Genomic DNA, 23,001 nt, shown 5'->3' with positions numbered 1-23,001 from the left:
CGGGGCCGAGCCGACGGTCTCGACCCGTCCTGCGGACCCCCGAGGGGAGAGGGGATGTTTGCGCAAGAGGTTGCCGGAGTTCCCTTCTCCCCAGCGGGGAGAAGGTGCCTGAAGGGCGGATGAGGGGGCCGCTTGCGCAGACGCCCCAGAAATCTCACACCCCACCACAACTGCAATAAGCCTGTTACACAACGCGGGATAGATGGGCGGCATTGTCATCCGGGGATCCCTCATGCATCGCGCCTTCCTGCCGGCCTTGGGGCTCGCCGCCCTTGCCTGTCTCGCCTCGCCTGCCCTTGCCGAAGACCTGCAGTTTTCCGTCTATGGCGGTTACCAGACGGCGCCGCATAGCGGGGTCGATGTCTCCGACGGGACGCATTTTACCGCGGGGTGGGAAGGAAAATCCTTTGCTTCGCCGCCTTATTACGGCGCGCGCGTGACATGGTGGCTGCAGGATCTCGGGCATCCCAATCTCGGCCTGTCGATCGACTATACCCATGACAAGGTCTATGCCGACAGCAAGACGCTGGCGACTTCGGGCTGGTCGCATTTCGAGTTCACCGACGGGCTGAACCTCGTGACCGCCAATGCGCTCTACCGCTTTCCGCAGGATGGCGGGCGCTGGACGCCCTATCTTGGCGCCGGCGTCGGCGTCAACATTCCGCATGTCGAGGTGACCAGGCCATCCGGCAAGACCTTCGGCTACGAATTCGGCGGCGTGACGCTGCAGGCGCAGGCCGGTGTCGATTTCCGCGTCACCGAGCGTTGGTCGACCTTTGTGGAATACAAAGGCACCTATTCGAAGGTGGATGTGCCAATCGACAGCGGCGACCGGCTGAAGACCGATATCTTCACCAATGCCGTCAATCTCGGCGTTTCATTTCACTGGTAGGAAGCGGCTCACTTCGAGCCGCAGCTGACCTTGCCGCTGGCGGTGAAGGGCTTGGCACCGCCCGTCACGGTCATGCCGTAGGTGCCGCTGAAGGCCTTGCCCTTGGCTTCGGCCATGACCACCATGTTGAGCGCCTGGCCCGAGGTGTCGTCGCCGTTGTCGTCGTAGATTTCCATGCGCAGTTCGCCGCCGCTCGACCAGCGGTTGGTCAGGCGGCTGGAATCGAAGACGCGCTTCTTGAACTGGTCGGGAACCGAGGCATCCTTGATCATCAGGCCGCCGCGGAAATGGTTCAGCACATGGCCGCCGTCATCCTTGAAGCCGATCTCCACGGTGAAGCGGGCGGCGGCATCATCGGCGGAACAGAAGTAACGGCTATCGGCATGCGCAGTGCCTGCGGCACCGAAAAAGACAGAAAGCAAAACAAGTGTACGCCGCATAGCGCTCAATCCTGTGACCCGCCGACAACCGGCCGAATTCAGGCTATATGCAAATCTATTAATTTTTGAGGTACAGAGCCACCGTAAGCCCAATCGAGCAATTCTACGGTATGGACAATTGGAATTGCCGTGCCTGAGGCGATCTGGGTGATGCAGCCGATATTGCCGGTGGCGATCACATCCGCCTTTGTCGCTTCGATGTTCTTGACCTTGCGGGCCTTCAGCGCTGCCGAAATATCCGGCTGCATGATGTTGTAAGTGCCGGCGGAGCCGCAGCAGAGGTGGCCTTCGGCCGGATCACGCACCGTGAAACCCGCCGCCTTCAGAAGCTGCTTCGGCGCCATGGTGATCTTCTGGCCGTGCTGCATCGAGCAGGCGGAATGATAGGCGACGGTGATGCCCTTCGGCATATGCGAGGGGAGATCGAGGGTCGCCAGATATTCGGTGACGTCCTTCGCCAGGCCGGAGACGATTGCCGCCTTCTCGGCATAGGCAGGATCGAGGCGGAGCATGTGACCGTAATCCTTGATCGTCGTGCCACAGCCGGAGGCGGTGATGATGATCGCATCGAGCCCGCCCTTTTCTATCTCGCGTATCCAGACATCGACATTGGCCCGGGCGCTGGCGAGCGCCTGTTCCTCGCGGCCCATGTGATGCACCAGCGAACCGCAGCAGACCTCGCCTGATGGTGCCACGACCTCGACGCCGAGGCGGGTGAGCAGCCGGATCGTCGCTTCGTTGATGCCGGGGTCGAGCACGGGCTGGGCGCAACCGGTGAGGATCGCGACGCGGGCCTGCTTCTTGCCCTCTGCCGGATGGTTGCCGGGGCGGGAGTAGACGGAGGGGGCCGGAACCGAGCGCGGCGCGAGCGCCAGCATCGCGGCGAAGGGTTTGAGCGCCGGGGCACTCATCAGGCCGCGGAACGGGCGGCCGAGGCGGGCGAGCTGCAGCGCGATACGGAAGCGGCTGGGATAGGGAAGCACGGCGGCGAGGATGGCGCGCGTCAGCCGGTTCATGAACGGGCGCTTGTAGGTCTTCTCGATATGGGCGCGGGCGTTATCGACCAGATGCATGTAATCGACGCCGGAGGGACAGGTGGTGACGCAGGCAAGGCAGGAGAGACAGCGGTCGATATGGGTGACCACCTCGGCATCGGCCGGGCGATCGTTTTCCAGCATGTCCTTGATCAGATAGATGCGCCCGCGCGGGCTATCGAGCTCGTTTCCGAGCGTCACGTAGGTCGGACAGGTCGCGGTGCAGAAGCCGCAATGCACGCATTTGCGCAGGATCTTCTCGGATTCGGCGACATGAGGATCGGCAAGCTGCTCGGCGGTGAAATTGGTTTGCATCAGTGGTGTCCCGTCGAGGCCTGGTGGGTGGGGTTACCCCCCTCTGCCCTACCGGACAGAGGGGGGTGCGCCACATATTCAAAGCGAACCATCATCACCACCCCATCTTCCCCGGATTGAATATCCCGGCCGGATCGAACTTTTCCTTCACTCGCGCCGACAACATCGCAACCGCTTCCGGCTGCGGCTGGAAGGCGGCGACGTCGGCCCGCATCGCCTCCGCGGCACGGATCAGCGTTGCATGGCCGCCCCCAAGCGCCTTGATGAAGCGGCGCAGCAGGCCGGCTTCGGGATCGGCTTCCATGCGCATCCAGATGAGACCGCCCTGCCAGTCGTAATAGGCATCGACCCCGGCTTCGAGGCGGAGTGCGGCAACCAGCTGGTGCCCGGCGGAGGGCGCGACCGAGACGCGCCAGACGGGGCGCATCGTGCCATCGGCATAGGGATAGACATCGCGGATTTCGCGCCAGAGGGTGCGGCTCATCTCCTCACCGATCCGGGCGACTGGGCCGAAGGCGGACATGGCCTTGGCAAGTTTTTCGGCGCGCGCCTCGACGGAGCCCGGCAGTCCTTCGAGACGGAGGACCGTCGCCTCGCCTTCCGGCAGCTTGCCGCCCGCGAAACGCCAGGTGACCGTCATCGGCAGGTGCGCTGCGCCGGAGACCTCGACCGGCAACGCCATCGCCGCGGCCATGGCGTTGGCCGCCTCGGCATCGTTGAGGCCGGAGATGACGATCGTCTCCTCCGCCTTCGGGCGCGGGGGGACGCGGAAGGTGACTTCGGTGAGGAAACCGAGCGTGCCGTGCGAGCCGGCCAGCAGCTTCACCAGATCGAGGCCGGTGACATTCTTCATGACCCGGCCGCCATTCCTGACGATCTCGCCGCGGCCGTTGACGAAGCGGATGCCGAGCAGGCTGTCGCGCGCCGCACCGGAGATGAAACGGCGGGGACCGGAGACATTGGCGGCAAAGACGCCGCCGATCGTCGGTTCGCCCGAGGTGCCCATGACGCCGCGGTGATCCATCGGCTCGAAGGCCATCATCTGGCCATTGGCGGCAAGAGCTGCTTCGATTTCGGCAACGGGTGTTCCGGCGCGCGCGGTCATGACCATCTCGCCGGGATTATAGGCGGACGATACCGGAGAGGCGGGTGGAGCGGAGCGTGTCTTCGGCCTCGACCCTGTTGCCGAAACCGGCGCGGGTGCCGCCGCCGGATATGGCGAGCGGCCTGCCTGATGCGGCGTGGTCGCGGATCAGCGCTGCGGCTTCATCTTCGCTTTCGGGAAAGAATGCGCTCATGCGGCCGGCCGTCCATCGAGCGGGAAGACTTTCGACGGGTTGAGGATCCAGCCGGGATCGAAGGCGGCGCGGACCGACATCTGCTGCGCCAGATCGGTCTCGGAATATTGATGGCGCATCAGGTCTCGCTTCTCAATGCCGACGCCGTGCTCGCCGGTGAGGCAGCCACCGGCATCGACGCAGAGCCTGAGAATATCGTTGCCTGCCGCCTCGGCGCGCGCGGCATCTTCGGGGTCGTTGGCATTGAAGAGGATGAGCGGATGCATGTTGCCATCACCGGCGTGAAAGACGTTGGCGACGCGCAGGCCGTAGTGGTCGACGATCTCCGAGGTCTTCTTCAGGACATAGGAGAGCTGGCTCAGCGGCACCGTGCCGTCCATGCAGATGTAATCGGCGATGCGGCCGGTGGCGCCGAAGGCCGACTTGCGGCCTTTCCAGATGAGCGCGGCTTCCGTTGCCGACTGGCATTCGCGCACGGTCTTGACCCGATGCTTGCGGGCGATCTCGACGATGCTTTTCAGCATGTCGTCCATTTCGGCTTCAGAACCCTCGACCTCGACGATGAGGAGCGCGCCGACATCCAGCGGATAACCGGCATGGGCGAAGGCTTCGCAAATCTCGATCGCCGGCTTGTCCATGAACTCGATGGCGACGGGGATGATGCCGGAGGCGATGACATCGGCAACGCAGGAACCGGCATCTTCCGACGTATCGAAGCCGAAAAGGACGGGGCGGGCGCCCTCCGGCTTGGCGATCAGGCGGACGGTCGCTTCGGTGACGATGCCGAGTTGGCCCTCGTGGCCGCAGACGAGACCCAGCAGGTCATAGCCGCCGGCATCCAGCGCCTTGCCGCCGAGCTCGATCACCGTGCCGTCGGTCAGCACCATCTTGACGCCGAGCAGGTTGTTGGTCGTCACGCCGTATTTCAAACAGTGGGCGCCGCCGGAATTCATGCCGATATTGCCGCCGATGGTGCAGGCGAGCTGCGAGCTCGGATCAGGCGCATAGAAGAAACCGTCTGCAGAGACGGATTCCGAGATATTGAGATTGGTGACACCCGCCTGGACAACGGCGACGCGATTGGCGAGGTCGATTTCGAGGATGCTGTTCATCTTCGAGAGGCCGATCACGACGGCATCTTCCTGCGGAATGGCGCCGCCCGAGAGCGATGTACCGGCGCCGCGCGGCACGACGGGGATGCCGTAGCGATGGCAGTATTTCATGACGGCGGCGACCTCGGCGGTGGAGCGCGGCAGGGCAACGGCGAGCGGCAGGCGGCGGTAGGAGACGAAGGCATCGGTCTCGAATGGCACCAGTTCGCGGGCCTCATGCACCAGGCATTCCGGCGGCAGGAGATCGATGAGATCACCGACGATCTGGCTGCGGCGGGCGAGCACGTCGGCGCGCGGAGCAAGAAACGAAATGGCGTCGGACATGGCGCGCTTCCTCCCGATATGGCAGCGGGACCAGCCTGTCCTCCATGGCAGCCGGTTTAGCCCGGCTTAGCACTTTCCCGAAACCGGCGCAAATGCTAAGCACTTATGTCAAAAGGGGAAATAGTGCCGCACAATGACCAATCTGGGTGATCTCGAGATTTTTGCCAAGGTCGTTTCGACCGGCAGCATGTCGCTGGCCGGACGGGCGCTCGGCTTTTCTCCGGCGGTCGTTTCCAAGCGTATCAAGCGGCTGGAAGACCGGCTCGGCACGCGCCTGCTGCAGCGCACGACGCGGCAGATTTCGCTGACCGAGGCAGGACAGGGTTTCTACGACCGGGTGCTCGGCATTCTCGCCGGGCTGGAGGAGGCCGAGTATTACATTTCCGGCCGTTCGGCGCAGATGCATGGCACGCTGAAGATCTCGGCCCCGACCTCTTTCGGGCGAATGCATATCGCTCCGCATCTCAAGCGCTTCATGGAGGCGCATCCGGAGCTGGCGATCAATCTCGTGCTGACCGACGAGTTCAGCGACATCGTCGGCGCCGGCTTCGATCTGGCGATCCGCATTGCCGAACTGACCGATTCCAGCCTTGTCGCCCGGCGGCTGGCGCCGGTGCGGCGTCTGCTCTGCGCCTCCCCTTCCTATCTCGACAGCCATGGCATGCCCACTGGCATCGAGGACCTCCGGAACCATCGCTGCCTGCCTGCGCACAACAATGACGTCTGGCGGCTAGAAGGCCCCGACGGCGCGATGACGCTGCGGCCGGAGGGCATGCTGATCACCAATTCCAGCGAGGTGATCCGCGAGACGGTGATATCAGGGCTCGGCATCGCGCTGCGCTCGACCTGGGATATCGGCGAGGAGTTGAAGAGCGGCAAGCTTGTGCAGGTGCTGCCCGCCTATGAGGGGTCGCGCAGCGTCGCGCTTTCGGCCGTCTATCCGAGCCGCCAGTTCCTGCCCGCCAAGGTGCGGCTGTTCATCGATTATCTGGCGGAGCTTTATGGGCCGGTTCCCTATTGGGAGCTGTAGCCCTTCCGCGTGACCTTGCAGACCATTCTCTGGAGCCTCGACATGACTGCTTCGTCTTCCTTCCTCGGCCTTCCCGATCGCCTCGATGACGGCTGTGCGCCGCGCATGGTGATCTTCGGCGCCGGTCACGGCACCACCTATCCTGGGAAGGACAGCAGCGGCTATGCCGGTGCGGCAAACGCCATTCGTGCCGCAAGCCAGGAAGATGCAGGGCTTATCGAGCATTGGGATTTCGATCTCGGCGGGCCGCTCTTCAATGGAGGGCCGGTGTGCTGCATCGATAGCGGCGATCTGCCGACGGCGATGCATGACAATGCCGCGAACCGGGCAATGATCGAGGCGAAGACGCGCGACATCCTGGCGGGCGGGGCCCTGCCGATCCTGCTCGGCGGCGACGATTCCGTGCCGATTCCGTTTTTCGCCGGTTTCGCCGATCGCGGGCCGGTCTGGATCCTGCAGATCGACGCGCATATCGATTGGCGCGATGAACTGCATGGAGAGCGTTACGGCTATTCCAACCCGATGCGCCGGGCGAGCGAGATGAGCCACATCGCCGGGATGGTGCAGGTCGGCATGCGCGGCGTCGGCAGCGCCCGTATCTCGGAGATCGACGCGGCGCGGTCCTATGGCAGCCATCTCGTTACGGCGCGTGAGGTTCATGCCCAGGGCGTCGAGGCGGCACTACGGCATATTCCGCAGGGCGCGCAGGTGGTGATCACGCTCGATTGCGACGGGCTGGATCCCAGCATCATGCCGGGTGTCGCGGCCCGCACGCCGGGCGGCCTCAGCTACACACAGGTGATCGACTTGATTGCAGGCGCCGGCCGCCGTGGCCGGATCGCTGGCTTCGATCTCGTCGAGCTCTATCCACCCGCCGATATCGACGGTATCTCGGCCCTGACGGCTGCTCGCCTTCTCGTCAACGCGATCGGGACGATCGTCCGGCAGGGCTGAGCCGCCCCTACCGCGCCAGGTCGAGATAGGTGCTTGCGACCATGGCGTCGATATCCGCGGGCACCGGCACGATGCAGGATTCGGCGCCGACGCTGCGCTTGGCAACGCGCTCCAGGCAACGGGCCTGCAGGGTGAAGCCGAGATCCATGGATTCGACGGAATTGCCGAGCGGGCGCGGGCCGGCGAGGTTCGCCATGTGGCCGCCGCCGAGGATATGGATCGAGCGGCCATCCTTCAGATGCAGCGTTTCCATGACATCGGCGGCATAGCGATCGATCGAGACGACATCGGAATGCGCACGGAAGCCCGCAACGTCGATCTCCAGCGGGAAGTGGCCGCCGTTCATGAGGATTGCGCCGTCCTTGATCAGCGGCAGATCGGCGATCGTGACGATGCCGGGGAAGCCGGTGACCGTGACGATGACGTCTGCGGCGCGGATCGCGTCTGCGCGCAGCGGCGTCACGAAGCCGTCGAGATGGGCTTCGAGCGCTGTGACCGGATCGATATCGACGACGCTGACGGTCGAGAAGGCGTTGCGGAAGCTCGCTGCCGTGCCCTTGCCGCAGGCGCCATAGCCGAAGACGGTGACGCGCTTGCCGTTGGTGGAGCGGTTGGTGAAACGCATGTAGCTTTCGAAAAGGCTCTGGCCGACAGCATGCTTGTTTTCGGCGAATTGCTTGATCGGGCTGTCGTTGATGACAAGGATCGGCATGTTCAGTCTGTCGCGCATCGGCAGCAGACGGGTGCGGCCCGACGTCGTCTCCTCGGTGCCGCCGAGGAGACTGGCATAGGGACGTTCGGCCGCGATGGCGAAGAGGTCGCCGCCATTGTCGAGCAGCAGGTCGGGCTTGGCATCGACCACGGCTTCGAGGCTGCGGTGATGCTCGGCGGGATCGGTGGTCTGCGTTGCGAAGACGGTGATGCCCTGAGAGCGCAGATAGTCGACCGTCGATGGCTGGGTGCTGTTCAGATTTCCGGTGCAGACGAGCTTTGCGCCGCCGGCACGCAGCGTCGTCAGGAGCGCCACCGTCTTCGGCTCCAGGTGGATACCGGTGCCGATCGTCAGTCCTTGAAAGGGACGGGTGCGCTCGAATTCGGCGGCGGTTGCCTTGAGCAGGCGGCAGCTGTTTCCGATCCAGTCGATGCGGGTGGCGGTATTTTCCATGATGGTCTCCTGTCGCGATAAGCCGTCATAACGCCCATGAAGACCGCGCGGCATGGATATTCCACTGCCAATACCGCAGAAAATCTGCCCTATTCGGTCCCTTCGCCTGCCTTGACCAGCCAGTCGCGCAGCGCGGTGAAATGCGGCTTTCGGAGATCGGTGGTGCGGCAGCAGAGGCTGTAGCCTGCCGGGCGGCGGATGAAGCCAAAGGGGGCCGAGAGGATGTTGCGTGCCAGATCGTCCTCGATCGAGGCGCGGGGCGCGAGTGCGACGCCGAGGCCGGAACGGGCAGCGCCGAGCGCCAGCAAGAGATCCTCGAACTCCTGACGGCGGCCGAAGCTGACGGGGGGCGTGCCGCTTTCGGCGAACCACTCGTCCCAGAGCTTCGGCACGCTGCGGCTGACAAGCATGGCCGCCGAGGACATTCCGGCCGGATCGCTGCCGAACGTCGTGGCGAGCTGAGGAGATGCCACCGGGCCGAACTCGTCTTCCATGAAGCGGATGGCGGCGACACCGGCCGAGGGGCGGTATTCGCCACCCATGATGACCGCATCGAGTTCGGGATGCTGCAAAAGCGGCTCGGCGACCGCCATCGGCACGATATCGATCTCGCTATCGCCAAGCGCCCGCTGCAGGCTGCCGATGCGCGGCATCAGCCACCAGATGCCGAAGGCCGAGGGGACGCCGAGGCGCAGCTTGCGGCTGTCGTCTTTCTGAAGGTCGCCGGCGGCATGCTGCAGCAAGGAGAAAGCGGCCGTCGCCGCTTCCGCAAAGGCCTTGGCCCGGTCAGTCGGCACGAGGCGGCGGCCCTCACGGGTGAAGAGCTTCTCGCCGAAATAATTCTCCAGTGCCGCGATCTGCAGGCGCACAGCGCCGCGCACGACGCCGAGCTCCTGGGCAGCCCGCAGAACACTACCCTGGCGGCAGACGGCTTCGAAAGCTCTGATTGCATTGAGTGGCGGAAGGCGCATGGCGGTCATCAACAGGAAACGATGCCCCCAGATTGATATGGGCATTGAATGAAAGGCAAGAAGGCCCCATATTGAACACCTGTGCAAAGACGGAAACGGAACAGGATTTGACGGAATTGCGACCCGCTGCGGTGTGATATTTCCGTATTAAAAACCAAAGCCGCGTTATGCACCGTTAAATGGCGCATGGATCGCGCAAGCTTTCCAGCACATGCTAATATTAGTGATTCCTTGGAACGACTCAAAAGGTGACCCGACCGTTGACGCTTCTCGCCCGTTTAGCCTCTGATGTGCAGCTGATGTTCCGGCGCCCGCCGCGACAGCAGTATGCAGCGCTCTGCTACCGGGTGAAGAAAAAGGGCAACGAGGTCGAGGTTCTCCTGATGACGAGCCGCGATACCGGCCGCTGGGTAATCCCCAAGGGCTGGCCGATGAACGGCAAGTGTTCCTATGAGGTCGCCGCCCGCGAGGCCTACGAGGAAGCGGGCGTACGCGGCGCCGTCGAGCACGAGACGCTCGGCGCCTACAGCTATCCGAAGGTCCTGAAAGACGGGCTGAAGGTGACCTGCAAGGTGCAGGTCTACGCTCTCGAGGTCACCGATCTCGCCAAGAACTTCAAGGAAAAGGGCGAACGCACGATCGAGTGGGTTTCCTGCGACGAGGCCTGCAAGCGGGTTCGCGAGCCGGAGCTTCGCGATCTCTTCCTGCAGTTCAAGCGCCGTATCAACGAACATCTTCAGGCAAGCCGCGCCAAGCAGATTCCGGCTGAATGATTCCTGCCATCTTGCGCTGTTAGGAATGACAGCGTTAAAGCGGGATTCTTTCCAGGAAAGAGAATGGCCGAGAAGACACCCGTCCTTACAAAACGAACGCTCGACAAGGACCTCGACAAATATAGCCATGTCGAGGATGCCTCGAAGTTCGTCGCGCGAAAACTGATCGCACCCGGCATCGGCCTGGTGTTCCTCGGTCTCGCGATGCTGTTTGCAGGCGTCTACGTCTTCGACCGGCCGGGCGCCGTGCTCGTCATCGCCGCTGCCGCACTTGCGGCCTATATGGCCATGAATATCGGCGCGAACGACGTGACCAACAATGTCGGCGCTGCCGTCGGCGCGCGTGCGATGACGATGGCGCAGGCGCTGGTGATCGCCGCGATCTTCGAAGTGCTGGGCGCGACGATCGCCGGCGGCGAAGTGGTGAAGACCATCTCGTCGAGCATCGTCGATGCCGTGAGCGTTCCCGAGGGACTGCTGGCCTGGATCATGATGGCGGCGCTGATGGCTGCCGCTCTCTGGATCAATCTCGCGACATGGCTGAATGCGCCTGTTTCCACCACGCACGCGATCGTCGGCGCCGTGATCGGCGCGGGCATTGCGGCTGTCGGGCCGGAACCGGTGAACTGGCGGGTGATGGTGGAGATCTCGTCGAGCTGGGTGACGTCGCCGCTGATCGGCGGGATAATCGCCGCCGGGCTGCTGTTTCTCGTCAAGACATTCGTCATCTACCGTGACGACAAGATTGCCGCCGCCAGGCGCTGGGTCCCGGTGCTGATCGCGATCATGACTGGTGGCTTTACCGCCTACATGATCCTGCAGCTGACGACACCCGATCGCTTCCCGGCAGTGACGGTCCTCGCTTACGGCCTGGCGGCGACGGTGGTCTCCTGGCTGGTCGCCCGCCCGATCGTCCGGCGCCAGGCGGAGGGGCTCGAAAACCGCAACAGCTCGCTGCGCATCCTCTTCAAATATCCGCTGATCGGCTCGGCCGCCCTGCTCTCCTTCGCCCACGGCGCCAACGATGTCTCGAATGCCGTCGGGCCGCTGTCGGCGATCGTCCGCTCGACGACGGTTCTGCCCGTGCATGGCGATGTCGCGCCGCCGCTCTGGGTGATGCTGATCGGCGCCTTTGGTATTTCGATCGGTCTGCTGTTGTTCGGGCCGCGCCTGATCCGCCTCGTCGGCGAGCAGATCACCAAGCTCAATCCGATGCGCGCCTATTGCGTGGCGCTGTCGACGGCCTTCACCGTCATCGTCGCCTCCTGGTTCGGGCTGCCGGTCAGCACGACGCATATCGCCGTCGGCTCCGTCTTCGGCGTCGGCTTCTTCCGCGAATGGTACACCCGCAACTCGAAGCGCCGCATCGCCTATATGCGCCACAAGGCCGAGAGCTGGGCGATCGACGAACCTGTTGATCCGAACGTGCATGAAACCCGCCGCCGCTATCTGGTGCGCCGCTCGCATTTCATGACGATCATTGCCGCCTGGGTGATCACCGTGCCGGCATCGGGCGCGCTTGCGGCGCTTCTCTATTGGGTTATGTTCGCCCTCTTCGTTTGACCGGGAAAGATCGAATGCGCGCCAATTTCCGCATGCAGCGGCTGTTCATCGATGCACCGCTTTCAGCCAATGCAGCCGTGGAAACCGATTCCGACCAGTATAATTACCTGGCCAACGTGCTGCGTATGAGCGACGGCGCGGAGATCCTGGTTTTCAACGGCCGGGATGGCGAATGGAAAGCCACGCTCGGCTTTCCGACCCGCAAGCGCATTCTGCTGACACCGGTCGAACAGACGCGGCCGCAGCCTGCCCCCTCGGACCTTCACTATCTCTTCGCGCCGCTGAAAGTCGGACGGCTGGATTATCTGGTGCAGAAGGCGGTGGAGATGGGTGCCGGTCTTCTGCAGCCGGTCATGACCCAGCATGTGCAGGGCAAGATCACCAATCTCGACAAACTGAAGGCGAACGTCATCGAGGCGGCCGAGCAGTGCGGCATTCTCGGCATTCCTGATGTTGCCGAACCGGTGAAGCTTTTCGATCTCCTGGACGGCTGGTCCAGCGATCGCCGGATCATCTATTGCGACGAAGGCGATGCCGGGCAGAACCCGCTGCCGCTGCTTTCGGCGATTGGCGAGAAAAAGCTCGCGCTTCTGGTCGGCCCGGAAGGCGGATTTTCGGAAGAAGAGCGCGCGCGGCTGCGCAGCCTCGATTTCGTCACCGCCATCCCGCTCGGCCCGAGAATCCTGCGTGCGGATACGGCTGCAGTCGCGGCGATGGCCGTGATCCAGGCGGCGATCGGCGACTGGAATTAACCTTCGCCATATCCACTCAAGAAACAGCATGCTATTTTTTTGAACCGGCGTTGAAAGAATTTCACTTGCAACATACCTGAGAGCGGTCCTAATCACCCTTCCAATTGCCGCGCCCCACAAGGCGTTCCCCCAGAATACAGGTTAGATTTGCATGGCTCGCGACACCACCGACCAGACCCCGCTCTCTTCGGTTCAGGAGCTGACCGATTATCTCGCTGCGGGGAACAAGCCGGCCGAGAAATTCCGCATCGGCACCGAGCATGAGAAGTTCGCCTTCTTCCGCGCTGACAACAGCCCCGTTCCCTATGCCGGCGATGCCAGCATTTCCGCGCTCCTGAAGGGGCTGCAGGAGCGTTCCGGCTGGGAGCCGATCATGGACGGTGAGAATATCATCGGCCTTGGCGAGCAGCATGGCATGGGCGCGATCTCCATCGAGCCGGGCGGCCAGTTCGAATTGTCTGGCGCGCCGCTCGAGACGATCCACGAGACCTGCAAGGAATCCAACCAGCACCTCGCCGTTCTGCGCGAGATCGCCGAGCCGATGGGCATCCGCTTCCTCGGCATCGGCGGCAGCCCGAAATGGACGCTGGCGGAAACGCCGCGCATGCCGAAATCCCGCTACGACATCATGACCCGCTACATGCCGAAGGTCGGCTCCAAGGGTCTGGACATGATGTACCGCACCTGCACGATCCAGGTGAACCTCGACTTCTCCTCGGAAGCCGACATGCGCAAGAAGATGCGCGTCTCGATGAAGCTGCAGTCGCTGGCGACCGCGCTGTTTGCCTCCTCGCCCTTTACCGAAGGCAAGCCGAACGGCCTGCTCTCCTGGCGCGGCGACATCTGGACCGATACCGACAACCGCCGCTCCGGCCCGCTCGACTTCACCTTCCGCGACGATTTCGGCTTCAAGGACTATGCCGAATGGGCGCTCGACGTGCCGATGTACTTCATCGTGCGCGACGGCCGCTACAAGGACTGTACCCACGTCACCTTCCGCCAGTTCACGAACGGCGCGCTGAAGAGCGAGATCAAGGACTGGGAACCAACGATGGGCGACTGGACCAACCATCTCTCGACACTCTTCCCGGACGTTCGCCTGAAGCGCTTCCTCGAAATGCGCGGCGCCGATGGCGGCCCGTGGCGCCGCATCTGCGCCCTGCCCGCCTTCTGGGTCGGCCTGCTCTATGATGAAGCCGCGCTCGAGGCTGCCGACCAATTCACCAAGGACTGGAGCTTCGACGAGGTCATCGCGCTGCGCAATGCCGTGCCGGCCGAGGGCCTGAAGGCTTCGTTCCGCGGTCATCAGCTGTTCGACACGGCAAAGGACGTGCTCGCCATTTCCAAGGCGGGTCTCACGTCGCGCAACCGGCTGAACAAGGAAGGCCAGGACGAGACGATCTTCCTGTCGCCGCTCGACGAAGTCATGGCCAAGAAGGCGACGCTTGCAGAAGACCTGCTCGCCCGCTTCAACGGACGCTGGAACGGTTCCGTCGAACCTGTCTTCGAAGAATATCAGTACTAAAAGCCGTTTGCGCATTCCCATTTCCGTTTATAGTAGCGATTCAAACGCACTAGAGAGCGGAAGGACTGCCCATGCTGCCACTCTTCGACATGATGATGCAGGCGCAGAATGGCGCGGCGATGGATGCCATCGCCAAGCAGTTCAACCTCGCGCAGGAACAGGCGACCAAGGCGATGGCGGCGCTGATGCCCGCCTTCTCCGCCGGGCTGAAGCGCAGCACCGCCAATCCCTATGACTTCATGGGGCTGATGCAATCGGTGGCATCCGGCAATTACGGCAAGTATTTCGAGGATATGAGCAAGGCCTTCACGCCGCAGGGCATCAATGACGGCAACAATATCCTGTCCCAGCTCTTCGGCTCCAAGGAAGTCTCCCGCGCCGTTGCCGCGCAGGCCGCCCAGATGACCGGCATCGGCCAGGAAATCTACAAGCAGATGCTGCCTGTCATGGCCGGCACGCTGATGGGCGGGCTGTTCAAGCAGTCGACCGGGCAGATGTCGTCGCCGGTCAATCCCTTCGTCAACACGGCGATGGGCGAAACCATCCAGGCCTGGCTCGAAAGCACCGGCTTTGCGCCGAAGCAGAAGGCCGCGCCCGAGCCCAGCATCTTCGACAATCCCTTCACGCAGGCCATGCAGCTGATGTTCAGCGTGCCGAAGCCCGAGCCGGAAAAGACGGCGGCCAACCCGTTCCTCGACAATCCCTTCGCCAAGGCCTTCCAGGAAATGATGGCCGGCATGAGCCAGCCGCAGCAGGCCGCCAAGGCCCCGGAGCCGCCGAAGGAAGAGGCCAAGGAGCCGTCCGAAAGCTACATGGACATGCTCAACACCATGTTCGACAGCGGCCTCGAAGTGCAGAAGAGTTATCAGAAGAGCCTGGAAACCATCTTCGACGCCTATCGCCCGAAGAGCGCACCACCCTCCTCCAAGCCATAAAAAAACCCGGAGACGGCTGGGAAAGCCGGTCACCGGGTTAAGAGGCAGGGCTATTGGCTATCACCCTGCGGGGAAACGGTCCGCTCCTAGTCTATGTAGGAGCGGAAGATCGACAGGCGCCAGCGGCGGCGGGCCGAGGTCGTCAGGTGGGCCGACGGATCCTCGAAGAACGACGACGTCAGAAGGGCGGCAGCGATATCGGCGCGGGTGAGGCCGATATCCCTCAACTGATAATCGTCCAGTTCATGGAGGCCGTTGATCGCTCTGCGATTGCGGTAGGCGCGAAAGAGAGCGGCCAGCGGAGCCATGATGCCCACGAGACGTGTGGACGTTGCCGGCTGCTTGGCACAGTCGAGTTCTAAAGTCTGGTCAATCATGCGCATCGAACTCTCCTTTCTTTCGGGCGCAACGATCCGCCCGTCCCGCGAGGTCGAGCGGGACGGTGTGTGGATCGAAACTCAAGTCGGACAGAGCGGTCTCTGTCCTTCACTTTGCTTGATTTGCAGCCAGAAGATGCCAAAGCCCTATTGATCAGTCCAACGAATGTTTCTAATGGTTATTATCAGAGATCGTTATAGGTGAGCCCATGTCCGCGCCTCTTGATATTGACCAGTTGCAGACTTTCATCGCCATCGTCGACTCCGGCAGCTTCACCAAGGCCGCCGATCGCGTCTACAAGACGCAATCTGCCGTCTCGATGCAGATGCGGCGTCTTGAAGAGCGGATCGGCAAGCAGCTTTTCATCAAGGACGGCCGCGGCAACCGCCTGACGGTCGAAGGCGAGAAGCTCCTGAACTACGCGCGCCGCATCATCCGGCTGAACAACGAGGCGATCGCGGCCTTCGACGACAACCGTCTCGAGGGCACGCTGCGCATCGGCACGCCCGACGACTATGCCGACCGCTACATGCCGGAGATCATCGGCCGCTTCGCCAAGACGCATCCGAATGTCGAGCTCTACATCGTCTGCGAACCCTCGGTGGATCTCGCCGAGCGGATGCACAAGGGCGAGCTCGATATCGCGCTGGTGACGCATAACCCGCGCGAGCGCATGTCGGATGTGGTCAGAACCGAGCCGCTCTGCTGGGTGGGCTCTGCCAACCATCCGATCCGCGACGATGCGCCGGTTCCGCTTGCTGTCGGCCGCCGTGATTGCCAGTGGCGCCAGCTTGCCTGCTCGGCGCTCGATGCCGTCGGCCGCGAGCATCAGATCCTGTTCACCAGCTGGTCCTGCACCGTGGTTGCGGCCGCAGTGCTGGCCGGCATGGCCGTCTCCGTCATGCCGGAATCGGCGTTGCGCACGGGTATGAAGGTGCTGAGCCAGGCAGACGGCTTCCCCGCCCTGCCCCCGGTGCAGATCGGCATCATGAAGCGTCCCGGCGTTTCGATCTCGCTGATGAATGCGATCACGGCGCATATCACCGCTTGCCTCGACAACATCACGCCTGCCGTCGTCGACGACAATCTGGAGGCCGATGTGAAGAGCGCTTACGCGCGGAATTTCCCGCGCCTGAAGGCCGCCAACATGGTGCCGAGCTGGTAAGCCTCAGCTTACCTCTACGAACAGGCAAGCGCGGATGACGCGCTTCCATTCTTCCAGCATGCGCTCGGCGAGCGCTTCCTCGCTCTTGACCGCGAGGCGGATCGAGGCGCCGATCAGGTGGCTGAAGAGATAGGTGCGCGCCTGCATGTCGACCGCTTCCAGCTCCGGCGCGACGCGCCTGACGGCATCGAGAAAGATATCGGCGACGCGGTTGCTGTGTTCGATATTGAGGCGCAACAGATCCTGGTCGGTTTCCGTGCCCATCCAGACGCCGAGATAGGTCGGGTTGTTGCGATAGGCATTGTAATACCAGTCGATCATTCCCTCGATCAGGGTCAGAGACTCCTCGAGCGACTGGACGCCGGCAAACATCTTGGCGGTCTTGGCCTGCACCTCGCTCGCATGACGGTCGAAGAGCGCTTTGACGATCGCCGCCTTTTCCGGGAAATACTGGTAGACCGAGCCGATCGGCACCTTGGCGGCGACCGCAAGCTCGGTCATGCGCATGGCGCTGACGCCCTTTTCGGCGATGATCTCGGCAGCGGCTGACAGGATGAGATCGAAACGCTGAATGCTGCGTTCCTGCTTGGGCTTTCGGCGAAGGCCGATGCGATCCACACTGTCTACGCTCATTTCACCCCCGTATTTTTATGAATGAGCGGCGGTGTCTGTTTCAAACCGGCGCATGCGAGCGATATGGCATGCAGCCCTTCATGCGCCGTAAATGGAAAGCATCGCATTTTAACGAACTGTCAAACTCCACAAAAATCGGGGCACGCGGCCCCGATTTTCCATGTTTATCCCTGTGGATTTCCAGTCGATCGCAAGATCAGGCGAGGTTCTTCTTCAGGAATTCGACCGTACGACTCCAGGCCAGGTCGGCGGCCTTCTTGTCATAGCGCGCCGAGGACGTATCGTTGTTGAACGCGTGATTGACGCCGTCATAGACGAAGATCTGGAAATTCTTGCCGTTCGCCTCAAGCGCCTTCTTGTAGTCGTCGATGCCGGCATTGATGCGATCGTCGAGGCCGGCATAGTGCAGCATCAGTGCCGCCTTGATGGCGGGCACCTGATCGGCTTTCGGCTGGGCGCCGTAATAGGCGACACCGGCCTTGAGCTCCGGTGACTTGGTAGCGAAGTTGTTGACGGTGCCGCCGCCCCAGCAGAAGCCGATGGCGCCGACATTGCCGTTGGCGTCGGGCAGGCCCTGCAGGTATTTGAGACTGGCTTCGGCATTGGCCGCGGTGGCGGCTGCATCCAGCTTGCCGAACATCTCGCGGGCCTGATCCTCATTCTCCGGCGTACCGCCGAGCGGCGAGAGGAAATCCGGGGCGAGCGCGATAAAGCCTTCGAGCGCCATGCGGCGGGCGACATCGCGGATATGCGGATTGAGGCCACGGTTCTCGTGAATGACGATGACGCTGCCGAGCTTGCCGGATGCATCCTTGGGCTGAACGAGATAGCCCTTCATTTCCCCGGCGCCGCCGGGATAGGTGACATCGGCGGCCTTCAGCCTGGCGTCATCGGCGGAGATAACTTCGGCGGCCGCCTTGTTGGCGGCCAGCATCGGAGCGATCACGGCTGCGGCCCCCGCCGAGCCTGCGAGCTTCGACAGCTTGTCCATGAAGCCGCGCCGATCCAGCGTCAGATGCGTGTATTCGTCATAGGCGTTGATCATCGCCTGGGTGATTTCCGGCTTGTCCATGTGGTTCTCCTCTTCCCTACCCGGGGTTCTGCCCGCTGAGGAAGATAGGTCACCGCACAACGCGCGGAGAACACATGTGCGTTACCCGCTGAAGGCCATCCAGCCGACCAGCCATCCCCACATGCCGATCAGCACGACGAAGCCGGCGGCGAACAGCGGGCTGCGGATGCGCAGGCGGTTGCTGGTGACGTGGACATAGGCATGGGCATAGCGCAGCGCGACGAAGACCCAGGCCGCGACATCCGCCGGGATGTTGTCGGCTTCGGTGATATAGAGAAGGATGCAGCAGACATAGAAGAGGATCGGCAGCTCGAACTGGTTGGCGATGCAGTTCTTGACGAACAGGCTTTCCTGCGGCTCGACCCGGTTTTCGCGGTATTCGGATATCCTGACCTTGCCCTGCTTCACCATCTGGCGGCGGCGATAGCCGAGCAGACCGTAGAGGATGAAGACCAGCGCGACATGGGCGACGATGGGCCAGAACATCTCGAAACCGGTCATGTGGGCATTTCCTTTCCGCTTCTTCCAAATTTTTCAAAGCAGTAAAGGAAAACATCCGGCGTTGCCAGACGAACGCCCGCCGCGAAAAGCCGCAGCGGGCAAACGACGTCAGACCTGGGCGATGCCGCCGTCGGCGAAGAGTTCTGCGCCGGTCACGAAGCTGGAATCGTCTGAGGCAAGGAAGAGTGCTGCGGCGGCGATTTCATCCGCATGGCCGACGCGGCCCATCGGGACCTGCGAGCTCAGGTAATCGAGCAGGCCCTGCTGTTCGGCCTTGCCGGGACCGGCAAGCTCGACGAGGCCGGTGGTTTCGGTCGGGCCCGGGCTCAGGGTGTTGATGCGGATGCCGCGGCCCTTTAGATCGAGGATCCAGTTGCGCGAGAAGTTGCGGATCGCGGCCTTCGAGGCGGCATAGACGCTGAAGGCTGCCGTCCCCGTCGAGCCTGCAGTGGAGCCGGTGAGGATGACCGAGGATCCCTTGGCGAGCAGCGGCAGCGCCTTCTGCACGGTAAACAGCACGCCCTTCACGTTGCGGCCGAACGTATCGTCATACTGCTCCTCGGTGATCTCACCGATCGGCGCGAAGGAACCGCCACCGGCATTGACGAAGAGCACGTCGATGCGGCCGGCCTTTTCCTTCACCTCGGCATAGAGGCGGTCGAGGTCGGAAAGCTTCGAGGAGTCAGCCTGGATGCCTTTGACATCGCCGCCGATCTCGGCAACGGCCTTCTCCAGAACATCGGCGCGGCGACCGGTGATGAACAGGCGGGCGCCTTCGGCAGCGAAGCGCTTGGCGGTGGCAAGGCCAATGCCCGAAGTGGCGCCGGTGATGACGGCGATCTTTCCATTCAGTCTCTGTGTCATTGTGTCGTCTCCTTTGTGCGACTGAACAGAAGATATGGACGGCAAGATCGTTTCGGAATAGAAAGAAAAGCAATCCATCATTGCAGAAATGAAACGATGAAACTGCCGGACTTTGAAGGCTTTGCAATGTTCGCCAAGGTGGCCGAGGAGCGCTCCTTTGCGCGGGCCGCCAAAGCGCTCGGCGTATCGACGGCAACGGTGTCGCGCGGCGTCAGCCGGCTCGAGGAGCGGCTGGGAGCCCGGCTCTTCAACCGGACATCGCGGCAGCTGTCGCTGACCGAATTCGGCTCCCGCCTTGCCGACCGGGCGTCGCGGATCTTCTCCGAGGCAGAGGAGATCGAGAATGCGGCGCGCGAGCTCTCGAGCCGCCCGCGCGGGCTTATCCGGCTGGCGGCGCCGATGTCCTTCGGCGTGCGCTGGCTGGCGCCGATCCTGCCGGATTTCTTCGAGCAATATCCCGATATCAGCATCGATCTGCATATGAGCGATGCGAGCACGGATCTCGTCGGCGAAGGCTTCGATGCGGCGCTGCGGATTGCCGTGCTTCCGGATTCCTCGCTGGTGGCGCGGCGTCTGGCGCCGGTGGCGCCCTTCATCGTCGCCGCGCCCTCCTATCTCGAGCGATACGGCTGCCCACAGCATCCGCGCGATCTCGAGGCGCACCACCTGATGGGCTATGCCTATCGCCCGCGCCAGGACATCTGGCGGCTGAAGAGCCGGGAGGGAGAAGAGATTTCCATCACCCCGAACGGGCCTTTGCGGGCGACGAATTCCGAAGCGCTCATTCCGATGGCGCTGCGCGGGCTCGGCATCTGCGAGCTTCCCGAATTCATGGCGAGCGAGTATCTGGCGGACGGGCGGTTGAAGGCGATCCTGACCGACTGGACGCTGCCGAGCGGCGCGCTCTATTTCGTCACGCCCTCGGCGCGGTCGCGGCCGGCAAAGATTGAGGTGCTGGCGGAATTCTGCACGGCGCGGCTGACAAACCCGCCCTGGCGCTGGCCGCGCTGACTACTCTGCCTTCGGGCCGATGCGGATCAGCACGAAGCGGACGATGGCGATCAGCGTGACGGCGAGTGCCGCGAATTTGAGCTTGGTGAGCCAGGGAAGTGCTGCTGCGGCGATGGCGGCCGATGCGCTGTCGCTGAAAGCCGTCAGGCTTGCGAAGTTCTCGCCGTAGTCGGCCAATGCATAGAGCATCGGCAAGGCGCAGACAGCCTTGACCAGGGCCGGATGAACCGGACGGCCGAAATAGCGGCTGCCGGTGTCGAGCTTGAGGATGACGGTGAGGAGCAGCATCGCGAGCAACGCCGGAAGCACCAGTTCCGGGCCGAGATACATGGCGCGGAGCATATCGTGCGCCACCGGATTGCCGTTAAGCAGAACCTGCATGGCGGCAACCGTCGCCTCGTCATAACCCGCGACATAGGTGTCGAGCACGGCGCGGCCGGTTTCGTGCTCAAACGGCAGCACGAAACCGAAGACAGCCCAGCCGAAGGCGGCAAGGCTGAGGATGGCGAGCAGCCAGATGATCCAGGCGGGTATCCGGCTGCCTGCTTCCATGATCAGACGCCGGAGCCCGGATAATTCGGGCTTTCGCGGGTGATCGTCACGTCATGCGGATGGCTTTCGCGAAGACCGGCGCCGGAGATGCGCACGAAGGTGGCGCGCTCCTGGAACTCCTTGATGTCCTTGCCGCCGACATAGCCCATGGCTGCCTTCAGGCCGCCGGCGAGCTGGTGGACGACGCCGGAGACCGGGCCCTTGTAGGGAACCTGGCCTTCGATGCCTTCCGGGACGAGCTTCAGGGTGTCGCGCACTTCGGCCTGGAAGTAGCGGTCTGCCGAGCCGCGCGCCATGGCACCGACGGAGCCCATGCCGCGATAGGCTTTGAACGAACGACCCTGGTAGAGATAGACTTCGCCCGGGCTTTCATCGGTACCTGCAAGCAGCGAGCCGATCATCACGGCGGAGGCGCCGGAGGCAATCGCCTTGGCGACGTCGCCGGAGAACTTAATGCCGCCATCGGCGATAACCGGAATGTTCTGCGCCTGCGCGGCTTCGACGGCCAGCATGATCGCCGCAAGCTGCGGAACGCCGACGCCGGCAACGACGCGCGTGGTGCAGATCGAGCCCGGGCCGATACCGACCTTGACGGCGTCCGCACCGGCATCGATCAGCGCCTTGGTGCCTTCCGATGTCGCAACGTTACCGGCCATGACGCGGACCGAATTGGAGAGCTTCTTGACGCGGCCGACGGCTTCCAGAACACGGGCCGAGTGGCCGTGGGCGGTATCGACGACCAGCAGGTCGACGCCTGCATCGATCAGGCGCTCGGCGCGCTCGAAGCCATCTTCACCAACGCCGACGGCAGCGGCAGCACGAAGACGGCCCTGTGCATCCTTGGCGGCGTTCGGGTTGAGCTGTGCCTTTTCGATGTCCTTGACGGTGATCAGACCGACGCAGCGGCCTTCGCCGTCGACGACCAGCAGCTTCTCGATGCGGTGTGCGTGCAGCAAGCGCTTGGCTTCCTGCTGATCGACGCTTTCCTTGACCGTCACGAGGTTCTCGCGGGTCATCAGTTCGTAGATCTTCTGGCTCGGATCGGAGGCGAAGCGGACGTCGCGGTTGGTGAGGATGCCAACGAGGCGGCCGGACTTTTCGACAACCGGGATGCCGGAGATCGAGTACATCTTCATCAGCGCCAGCGCATCGGCCAGCGTCGCATCGGGGCCGATCGTCACCGGATTGACGACCATGCCGCTTTCGAACTTCTTGACCTGGCGGACCTGCTCGGCCTGCTCGGCCGGGGTCAGGTTCTTGTGGATGACACCGAGACCACCGGCCTGAGCCATGGCAATTGCCAGGCGGGCTTCGGTGACCGTGTCCATGGCGGCGGAGATGATCGGGATGTTCAGTTCGAAGTCGGGAGCGAGGCGGGTGGCAACGCTGGTCTGGCCCGGCAGAACCTCGGAATGACCGGGCTGCAGCAGCACGTCATCGAAGGTGAGTGCGTCCAATCCGGTTGGCGTTTCAATGATGCGAGCCATGGCCAATTTCCTTCAATTAAGAAAAAATGCGACCCCACCCGGAACGAATCGTCCGCACCGGCGGTGTGCAAGGGTTGCTTTGGAAGTTGGCGAGGGCTGGTAACACGTCTATGACAGGTTGGGAATAGCAAAACGCGAATGCCAGCCGCGCGTCCAGGGAATAGGACGGGATGGCGCATTCTTGCGGCTGATGGCCTTGTTTGGCTCATTCGCGGCTCCCATGTGTCCACGGGCTGGACTGCATTTTCTTCAAGA

22 protein-coding genes and 1 pseudogene are annotated in these 23,001 nt (G+C 63.0%); 10 read left to right on the top strand and 13 right to left on the bottom strand.

Annotated features, from left to right (window positions below; genetic code table 11):
* Positions 1-232 precede the first annotated feature (232 nt).
* The gene (locus ABIE40_RS03575) at positions 233-892 is read left to right on the top strand and encodes an outer membrane protein (protein ID WP_199626241.1); all 660 of its coding nucleotides are present in this window, start codon (positions 233-235) and stop codon (positions 890-892) included.
* An 8-nt stretch (positions 893-900) separates the two neighbouring features.
* On the opposite strand, the gene ABIE40_RS03570 is transcribed toward ABIE40_RS03575, so the two are convergent.
* From ABIE40_RS03570 to ABIE40_RS03555, 4 genes and pseudogenes are all read right to left on the bottom strand, one after another.
* Positions 901-1,332, bottom strand: coding sequence for a hypothetical protein (locus ABIE40_RS03570; RefSeq protein ID WP_112713077.1), 432 nt, complete (start codon positions 1,330-1,332; stop codon positions 901-903).
* A 38-nt stretch (positions 1,333-1,370) separates the two neighbouring features.
* Positions 1,371-2,681 carry a glycolate oxidase subunit GlcF gene (gene glcF, locus ABIE40_RS03565; RefSeq protein WP_199626240.1) on the bottom strand — a complete coding sequence of 437 codons (1,311 nt, stop codon included), beginning with the start codon at positions 2,679-2,681 and terminating at the stop codon, positions 1,371-1,373.
* Between the two features lie 94 nt (positions 2,682-2,775).
* Positions 2,776-3,979: pseudogene (locus tag ABIE40_RS03560) on the bottom strand (FAD-binding protein).
* Entirely contained in the window at positions 3,976-5,415 is a 1,440-nt protein-coding gene (locus ABIE40_RS03555; protein ID WP_199626238.1) for an FAD-linked oxidase C-terminal domain-containing protein, read from the bottom strand. Before ABIE40_RS03555 ends, ABIE40_RS03560 begins: the two are co-directional and overlap by 4 nt.
* Positions 5,416-5,548: 133 nt before the next feature.
* On the opposite strand from ABIE40_RS03555, the gene ABIE40_RS03550 reads away from it, so the two are divergent.
* Positions 5,549-6,445, top strand: coding sequence for a LysR family transcriptional regulator (locus ABIE40_RS03550; RefSeq protein WP_199626237.1), 897 nt, complete (start codon positions 5,549-5,551; stop codon positions 6,443-6,445).
* Between the two features lie 42 nt (positions 6,446-6,487).
* The gene (locus tag ABIE40_RS03545; RefSeq protein WP_199626236.1) at positions 6,488-7,399 is read left to right on the top strand and encodes an agmatinase; all 912 of its coding nucleotides are present in this window, start codon (positions 6,488-6,490) and stop codon (positions 7,397-7,399) included.
* A 7-nt stretch (positions 7,400-7,406) separates the two neighbouring features.
* Here the strand turns inward: ABIE40_RS03545 and ABIE40_RS03540 are convergent, their stop codons facing one another.
* A complete protein-coding gene (locus tag ABIE40_RS03540) occupies positions 7,407-8,618 on the bottom strand; it encodes an adenosylhomocysteinase (RefSeq protein ID WP_354540960.1) in 1,212 nt (403 codons plus the stop codon).
* Positions 8,619-8,653: 35 nt separating this feature from the next.
* Entirely contained in the window at positions 8,654-9,535 is an 882-nt protein-coding gene (locus tag ABIE40_RS03535; RefSeq protein WP_199626234.1) for a LysR substrate-binding domain-containing protein, read from the bottom strand.
* Positions 9,536-9,795: 260 nt separating this feature from the next.
* On the opposite strand from ABIE40_RS03535, the gene ABIE40_RS03530 reads away from it, so the two are divergent.
* The 5 genes from ABIE40_RS03530 (at position 9,796) to ABIE40_RS03510 (ending at position 15,083) form a co-directional block, all read left to right on the top strand.
* Positions 9,796-10,308, top strand: coding sequence for an NUDIX hydrolase (locus tag ABIE40_RS03530; RefSeq protein ID WP_112713094.1), 513 nt, complete (start codon positions 9,796-9,798; stop codon positions 10,306-10,308).
* 63 nt (positions 10,309-10,371) lie between these two features.
* A complete protein-coding gene (locus ABIE40_RS03525) occupies positions 10,372-11,871 on the top strand; it encodes an inorganic phosphate transporter (protein WP_199626233.1) in 1,500 nt (499 codons plus the stop codon).
* A 14-nt stretch (positions 11,872-11,885) separates the two neighbouring features.
* Positions 11,886-12,623 carry a 16S rRNA (uracil(1498)-N(3))-methyltransferase gene (locus tag ABIE40_RS03520; RefSeq protein WP_199626232.1) on the top strand — a complete coding sequence of 246 codons (738 nt, stop codon included), beginning with the start codon at positions 11,886-11,888 and terminating at the stop codon, positions 12,621-12,623.
* 151 nt (positions 12,624-12,774) lie between these two features.
* Complete coding sequence (locus ABIE40_RS03515; protein ID WP_199626231.1) at positions 12,775-14,148, top strand: glutamate--cysteine ligase; 1,374 nt, start codon at positions 12,775-12,777, stop codon at positions 14,146-14,148.
* Between the two features lie 71 nt (positions 14,149-14,219).
* A complete protein-coding gene (locus tag ABIE40_RS03510; RefSeq protein WP_199626230.1) occupies positions 14,220-15,083 on the top strand; it encodes a DUF937 domain-containing protein in 864 nt (287 codons plus the stop codon).
* An 86-nt stretch (positions 15,084-15,169) separates the two neighbouring features.
* Here the strand turns inward: ABIE40_RS03510 and ABIE40_RS03505 are convergent, their stop codons facing one another.
* The gene (locus ABIE40_RS03505) at positions 15,170-15,466 is read right to left on the bottom strand and encodes a DUF1127 domain-containing protein (RefSeq protein ID WP_112713106.1); all 297 of its coding nucleotides are present in this window, start codon (positions 15,464-15,466) and stop codon (positions 15,170-15,172) included.
* 203 nt (positions 15,467-15,669) lie between these two features.
* Between ABIE40_RS03505 and ABIE40_RS03500 the strand changes: the two genes are divergently transcribed.
* Entirely contained in the window at positions 15,670-16,626 is a 957-nt protein-coding gene (locus ABIE40_RS03500; RefSeq protein WP_112713108.1) for a LysR substrate-binding domain-containing protein, read from the top strand.
* 3 nt (positions 16,627-16,629) lie between these two features.
* Here the strand turns inward: ABIE40_RS03500 and ABIE40_RS03495 are convergent, their stop codons facing one another.
* The 4 genes from ABIE40_RS03495 to ABIE40_RS03480 all read right to left on the bottom strand — a co-directional run bounded on the left by ABIE40_RS03495 (position 16,630) and on the right by ABIE40_RS03480 (position 19,696).
* Entirely contained in the window at positions 16,630-17,259 is a 630-nt protein-coding gene (locus ABIE40_RS03495; RefSeq protein WP_130279002.1) for a TetR/AcrR family transcriptional regulator, read from the bottom strand.
* Positions 17,260-17,455: 196 nt separating this feature from the next.
* Positions 17,456-18,331, bottom strand: coding sequence for a dienelactone hydrolase family protein (locus ABIE40_RS03490; protein ID WP_199626229.1), 876 nt, complete (start codon positions 18,329-18,331; stop codon positions 17,456-17,458).
* Positions 18,332-18,412: 81 nt separating this feature from the next.
* Positions 18,413-18,832: an MAPEG family protein gene (locus ABIE40_RS03485; RefSeq protein WP_112713114.1), complete on the bottom strand. Its 420-nt coding sequence runs from the start codon at positions 18,830-18,832 to the stop codon at positions 18,413-18,415.
* A 108-nt stretch (positions 18,833-18,940) separates the two neighbouring features.
* Positions 18,941-19,696: an SDR family oxidoreductase gene (locus ABIE40_RS03480; RefSeq protein ID WP_199626228.1), complete on the bottom strand. Its 756-nt coding sequence runs from the start codon at positions 19,694-19,696 to the stop codon at positions 18,941-18,943.
* 96 nt (positions 19,697-19,792) lie between these two features.
* Between ABIE40_RS03480 and ABIE40_RS03475 the strand changes: the two genes are divergently transcribed.
* Entirely contained in the window at positions 19,793-20,707 is a 915-nt protein-coding gene (locus ABIE40_RS03475) for a LysR family transcriptional regulator (RefSeq protein WP_199626227.1), read from the top strand.
* Here the strand turns inward: ABIE40_RS03475 and ABIE40_RS03470 are convergent, their stop codons facing one another.
* Together ABIE40_RS03470 and guaB are read right to left on the bottom strand one after the other, a co-directional pair.
* Positions 20,708-21,259 (bottom strand): hypothetical protein, encoded by a 552-nt coding sequence (locus ABIE40_RS03470; RefSeq protein WP_199626226.1) that lies wholly within the window; start codon positions 21,257-21,259, stop codon positions 20,708-20,710.
* 2 nt (positions 21,260-21,261) lie between these two features.
* Positions 21,262-22,746 (bottom strand): IMP dehydrogenase, encoded by a 1,485-nt coding sequence (guaB, locus tag ABIE40_RS03465; protein ID WP_112713122.1) that lies wholly within the window; start codon positions 22,744-22,746, stop codon positions 21,262-21,264.
* Positions 22,747-23,001: the final 255 nt, after the last annotated feature.

The organism is Rhizobium sp. OAE497 (assembly GCF_040546565.1).
In the GTDB taxonomy this organism is placed as follows: domain Bacteria; phylum Pseudomonadota; class Alphaproteobacteria; order Rhizobiales; family Rhizobiaceae; genus Rhizobium.
This window is presented reverse-complemented; position numbering and strand designations above follow the sequence as displayed.

What these genes read in the sequence shown, in the direction of transcription:
- ABIE40_RS03575 (WP_199626241.1), top strand. Translation starts at nt 233, where the DNA reads ATGCATCGCGCCTTCCTGCCGGCCTTGGGGCTCGCCGCCCTTGCCTGT.
- ABIE40_RS03570 (WP_112713077.1), bottom strand. Translation starts at nt 1,332, where the DNA reads ATGCGGCGTACACTTGTTTTGCTTTCTGTCTTTTTCGGTGCCGCAGGC.
- glcF (WP_199626240.1), bottom strand. Translation starts at nt 2,681, where the DNA reads ATGCAAACCAATTTCACCGCCGAGCAGCTTGCCGATCCTCATGTCGCC.
- ABIE40_RS03555 (WP_199626238.1), bottom strand. Translation starts at nt 5,415, where the DNA reads ATGTCCGACGCCATTTCGTTTCTTGCTCCGCGCGCCGACGTGCTCGCC.
- ABIE40_RS03550 (WP_199626237.1), top strand. Translation starts at nt 5,549, where the DNA reads ATGACCAATCTGGGTGATCTCGAGATTTTTGCCAAGGTCGTTTCGACC.
- ABIE40_RS03545 (WP_199626236.1), top strand. Translation starts at nt 6,488, where the DNA reads ATGACTGCTTCGTCTTCCTTCCTCGGCCTTCCCGATCGCCTCGATGAC.
- ABIE40_RS03540 (WP_354540960.1), bottom strand. Translation starts at nt 8,618, where the DNA reads ATGCCGCGCGGTCTTCATGGGCGTTATGACGGCTTATCGCGACAGGAG.
- ABIE40_RS03535 (WP_199626234.1), bottom strand. Translation starts at nt 9,535, where the DNA reads ATGCGCCTTCCGCCACTCAATGCAATCAGAGCTTTCGAAGCCGTCTGC.
- ABIE40_RS03525 (WP_199626233.1), top strand. Translation starts at nt 10,372, where the DNA reads ATGGCCGAGAAGACACCCGTCCTTACAAAACGAACGCTCGACAAGGAC.
- ABIE40_RS03520 (WP_199626232.1), top strand. Translation starts at nt 11,886, where the DNA reads ATGCGCGCCAATTTCCGCATGCAGCGGCTGTTCATCGATGCACCGCTT.
- ABIE40_RS03515 (WP_199626231.1), top strand. Translation starts at nt 12,775, where the DNA reads ATGGCTCGCGACACCACCGACCAGACCCCGCTCTCTTCGGTTCAGGAG.
- ABIE40_RS03510 (WP_199626230.1), top strand. Translation starts at nt 14,220, where the DNA reads ATGCTGCCACTCTTCGACATGATGATGCAGGCGCAGAATGGCGCGGCG.
- ABIE40_RS03505 (WP_112713106.1), bottom strand. Translation starts at nt 15,466, where the DNA reads ATGCGCATGATTGACCAGACTTTAGAACTCGACTGTGCCAAGCAGCCG.
- ABIE40_RS03500 (WP_112713108.1), top strand. Translation starts at nt 15,670, where the DNA reads ATGTCCGCGCCTCTTGATATTGACCAGTTGCAGACTTTCATCGCCATC.
- ABIE40_RS03495 (WP_130279002.1), bottom strand. Translation starts at nt 17,259, where the DNA reads ATGAGCGTAGACAGTGTGGATCGCATCGGCCTTCGCCGAAAGCCCAAG.
- ABIE40_RS03490 (WP_199626229.1), bottom strand. Translation starts at nt 18,331, where the DNA reads ATGGACAAGCCGGAAATCACCCAGGCGATGATCAACGCCTATGACGAA.
- ABIE40_RS03485 (WP_112713114.1), bottom strand. Translation starts at nt 18,832, where the DNA reads ATGACCGGTTTCGAGATGTTCTGGCCCATCGTCGCCCATGTCGCGCTG.
- ABIE40_RS03480 (WP_199626228.1), bottom strand. Translation starts at nt 19,696, where the DNA reads ATGACACAGAGACTGAATGGAAAGATCGCCGTCATCACCGGCGCCACT.
- ABIE40_RS03475 (WP_199626227.1), top strand. Translation starts at nt 19,793, where the DNA reads ATGAAACTGCCGGACTTTGAAGGCTTTGCAATGTTCGCCAAGGTGGCC.
- ABIE40_RS03470 (WP_199626226.1), bottom strand. Translation starts at nt 21,259, where the DNA reads ATGGAAGCAGGCAGCCGGATACCCGCCTGGATCATCTGGCTGCTCGCC.
- guaB (WP_112713122.1), bottom strand. Translation starts at nt 22,746, where the DNA reads ATGGCTCGCATCATTGAAACGCCAACCGGATTGGACGCACTCACCTTC.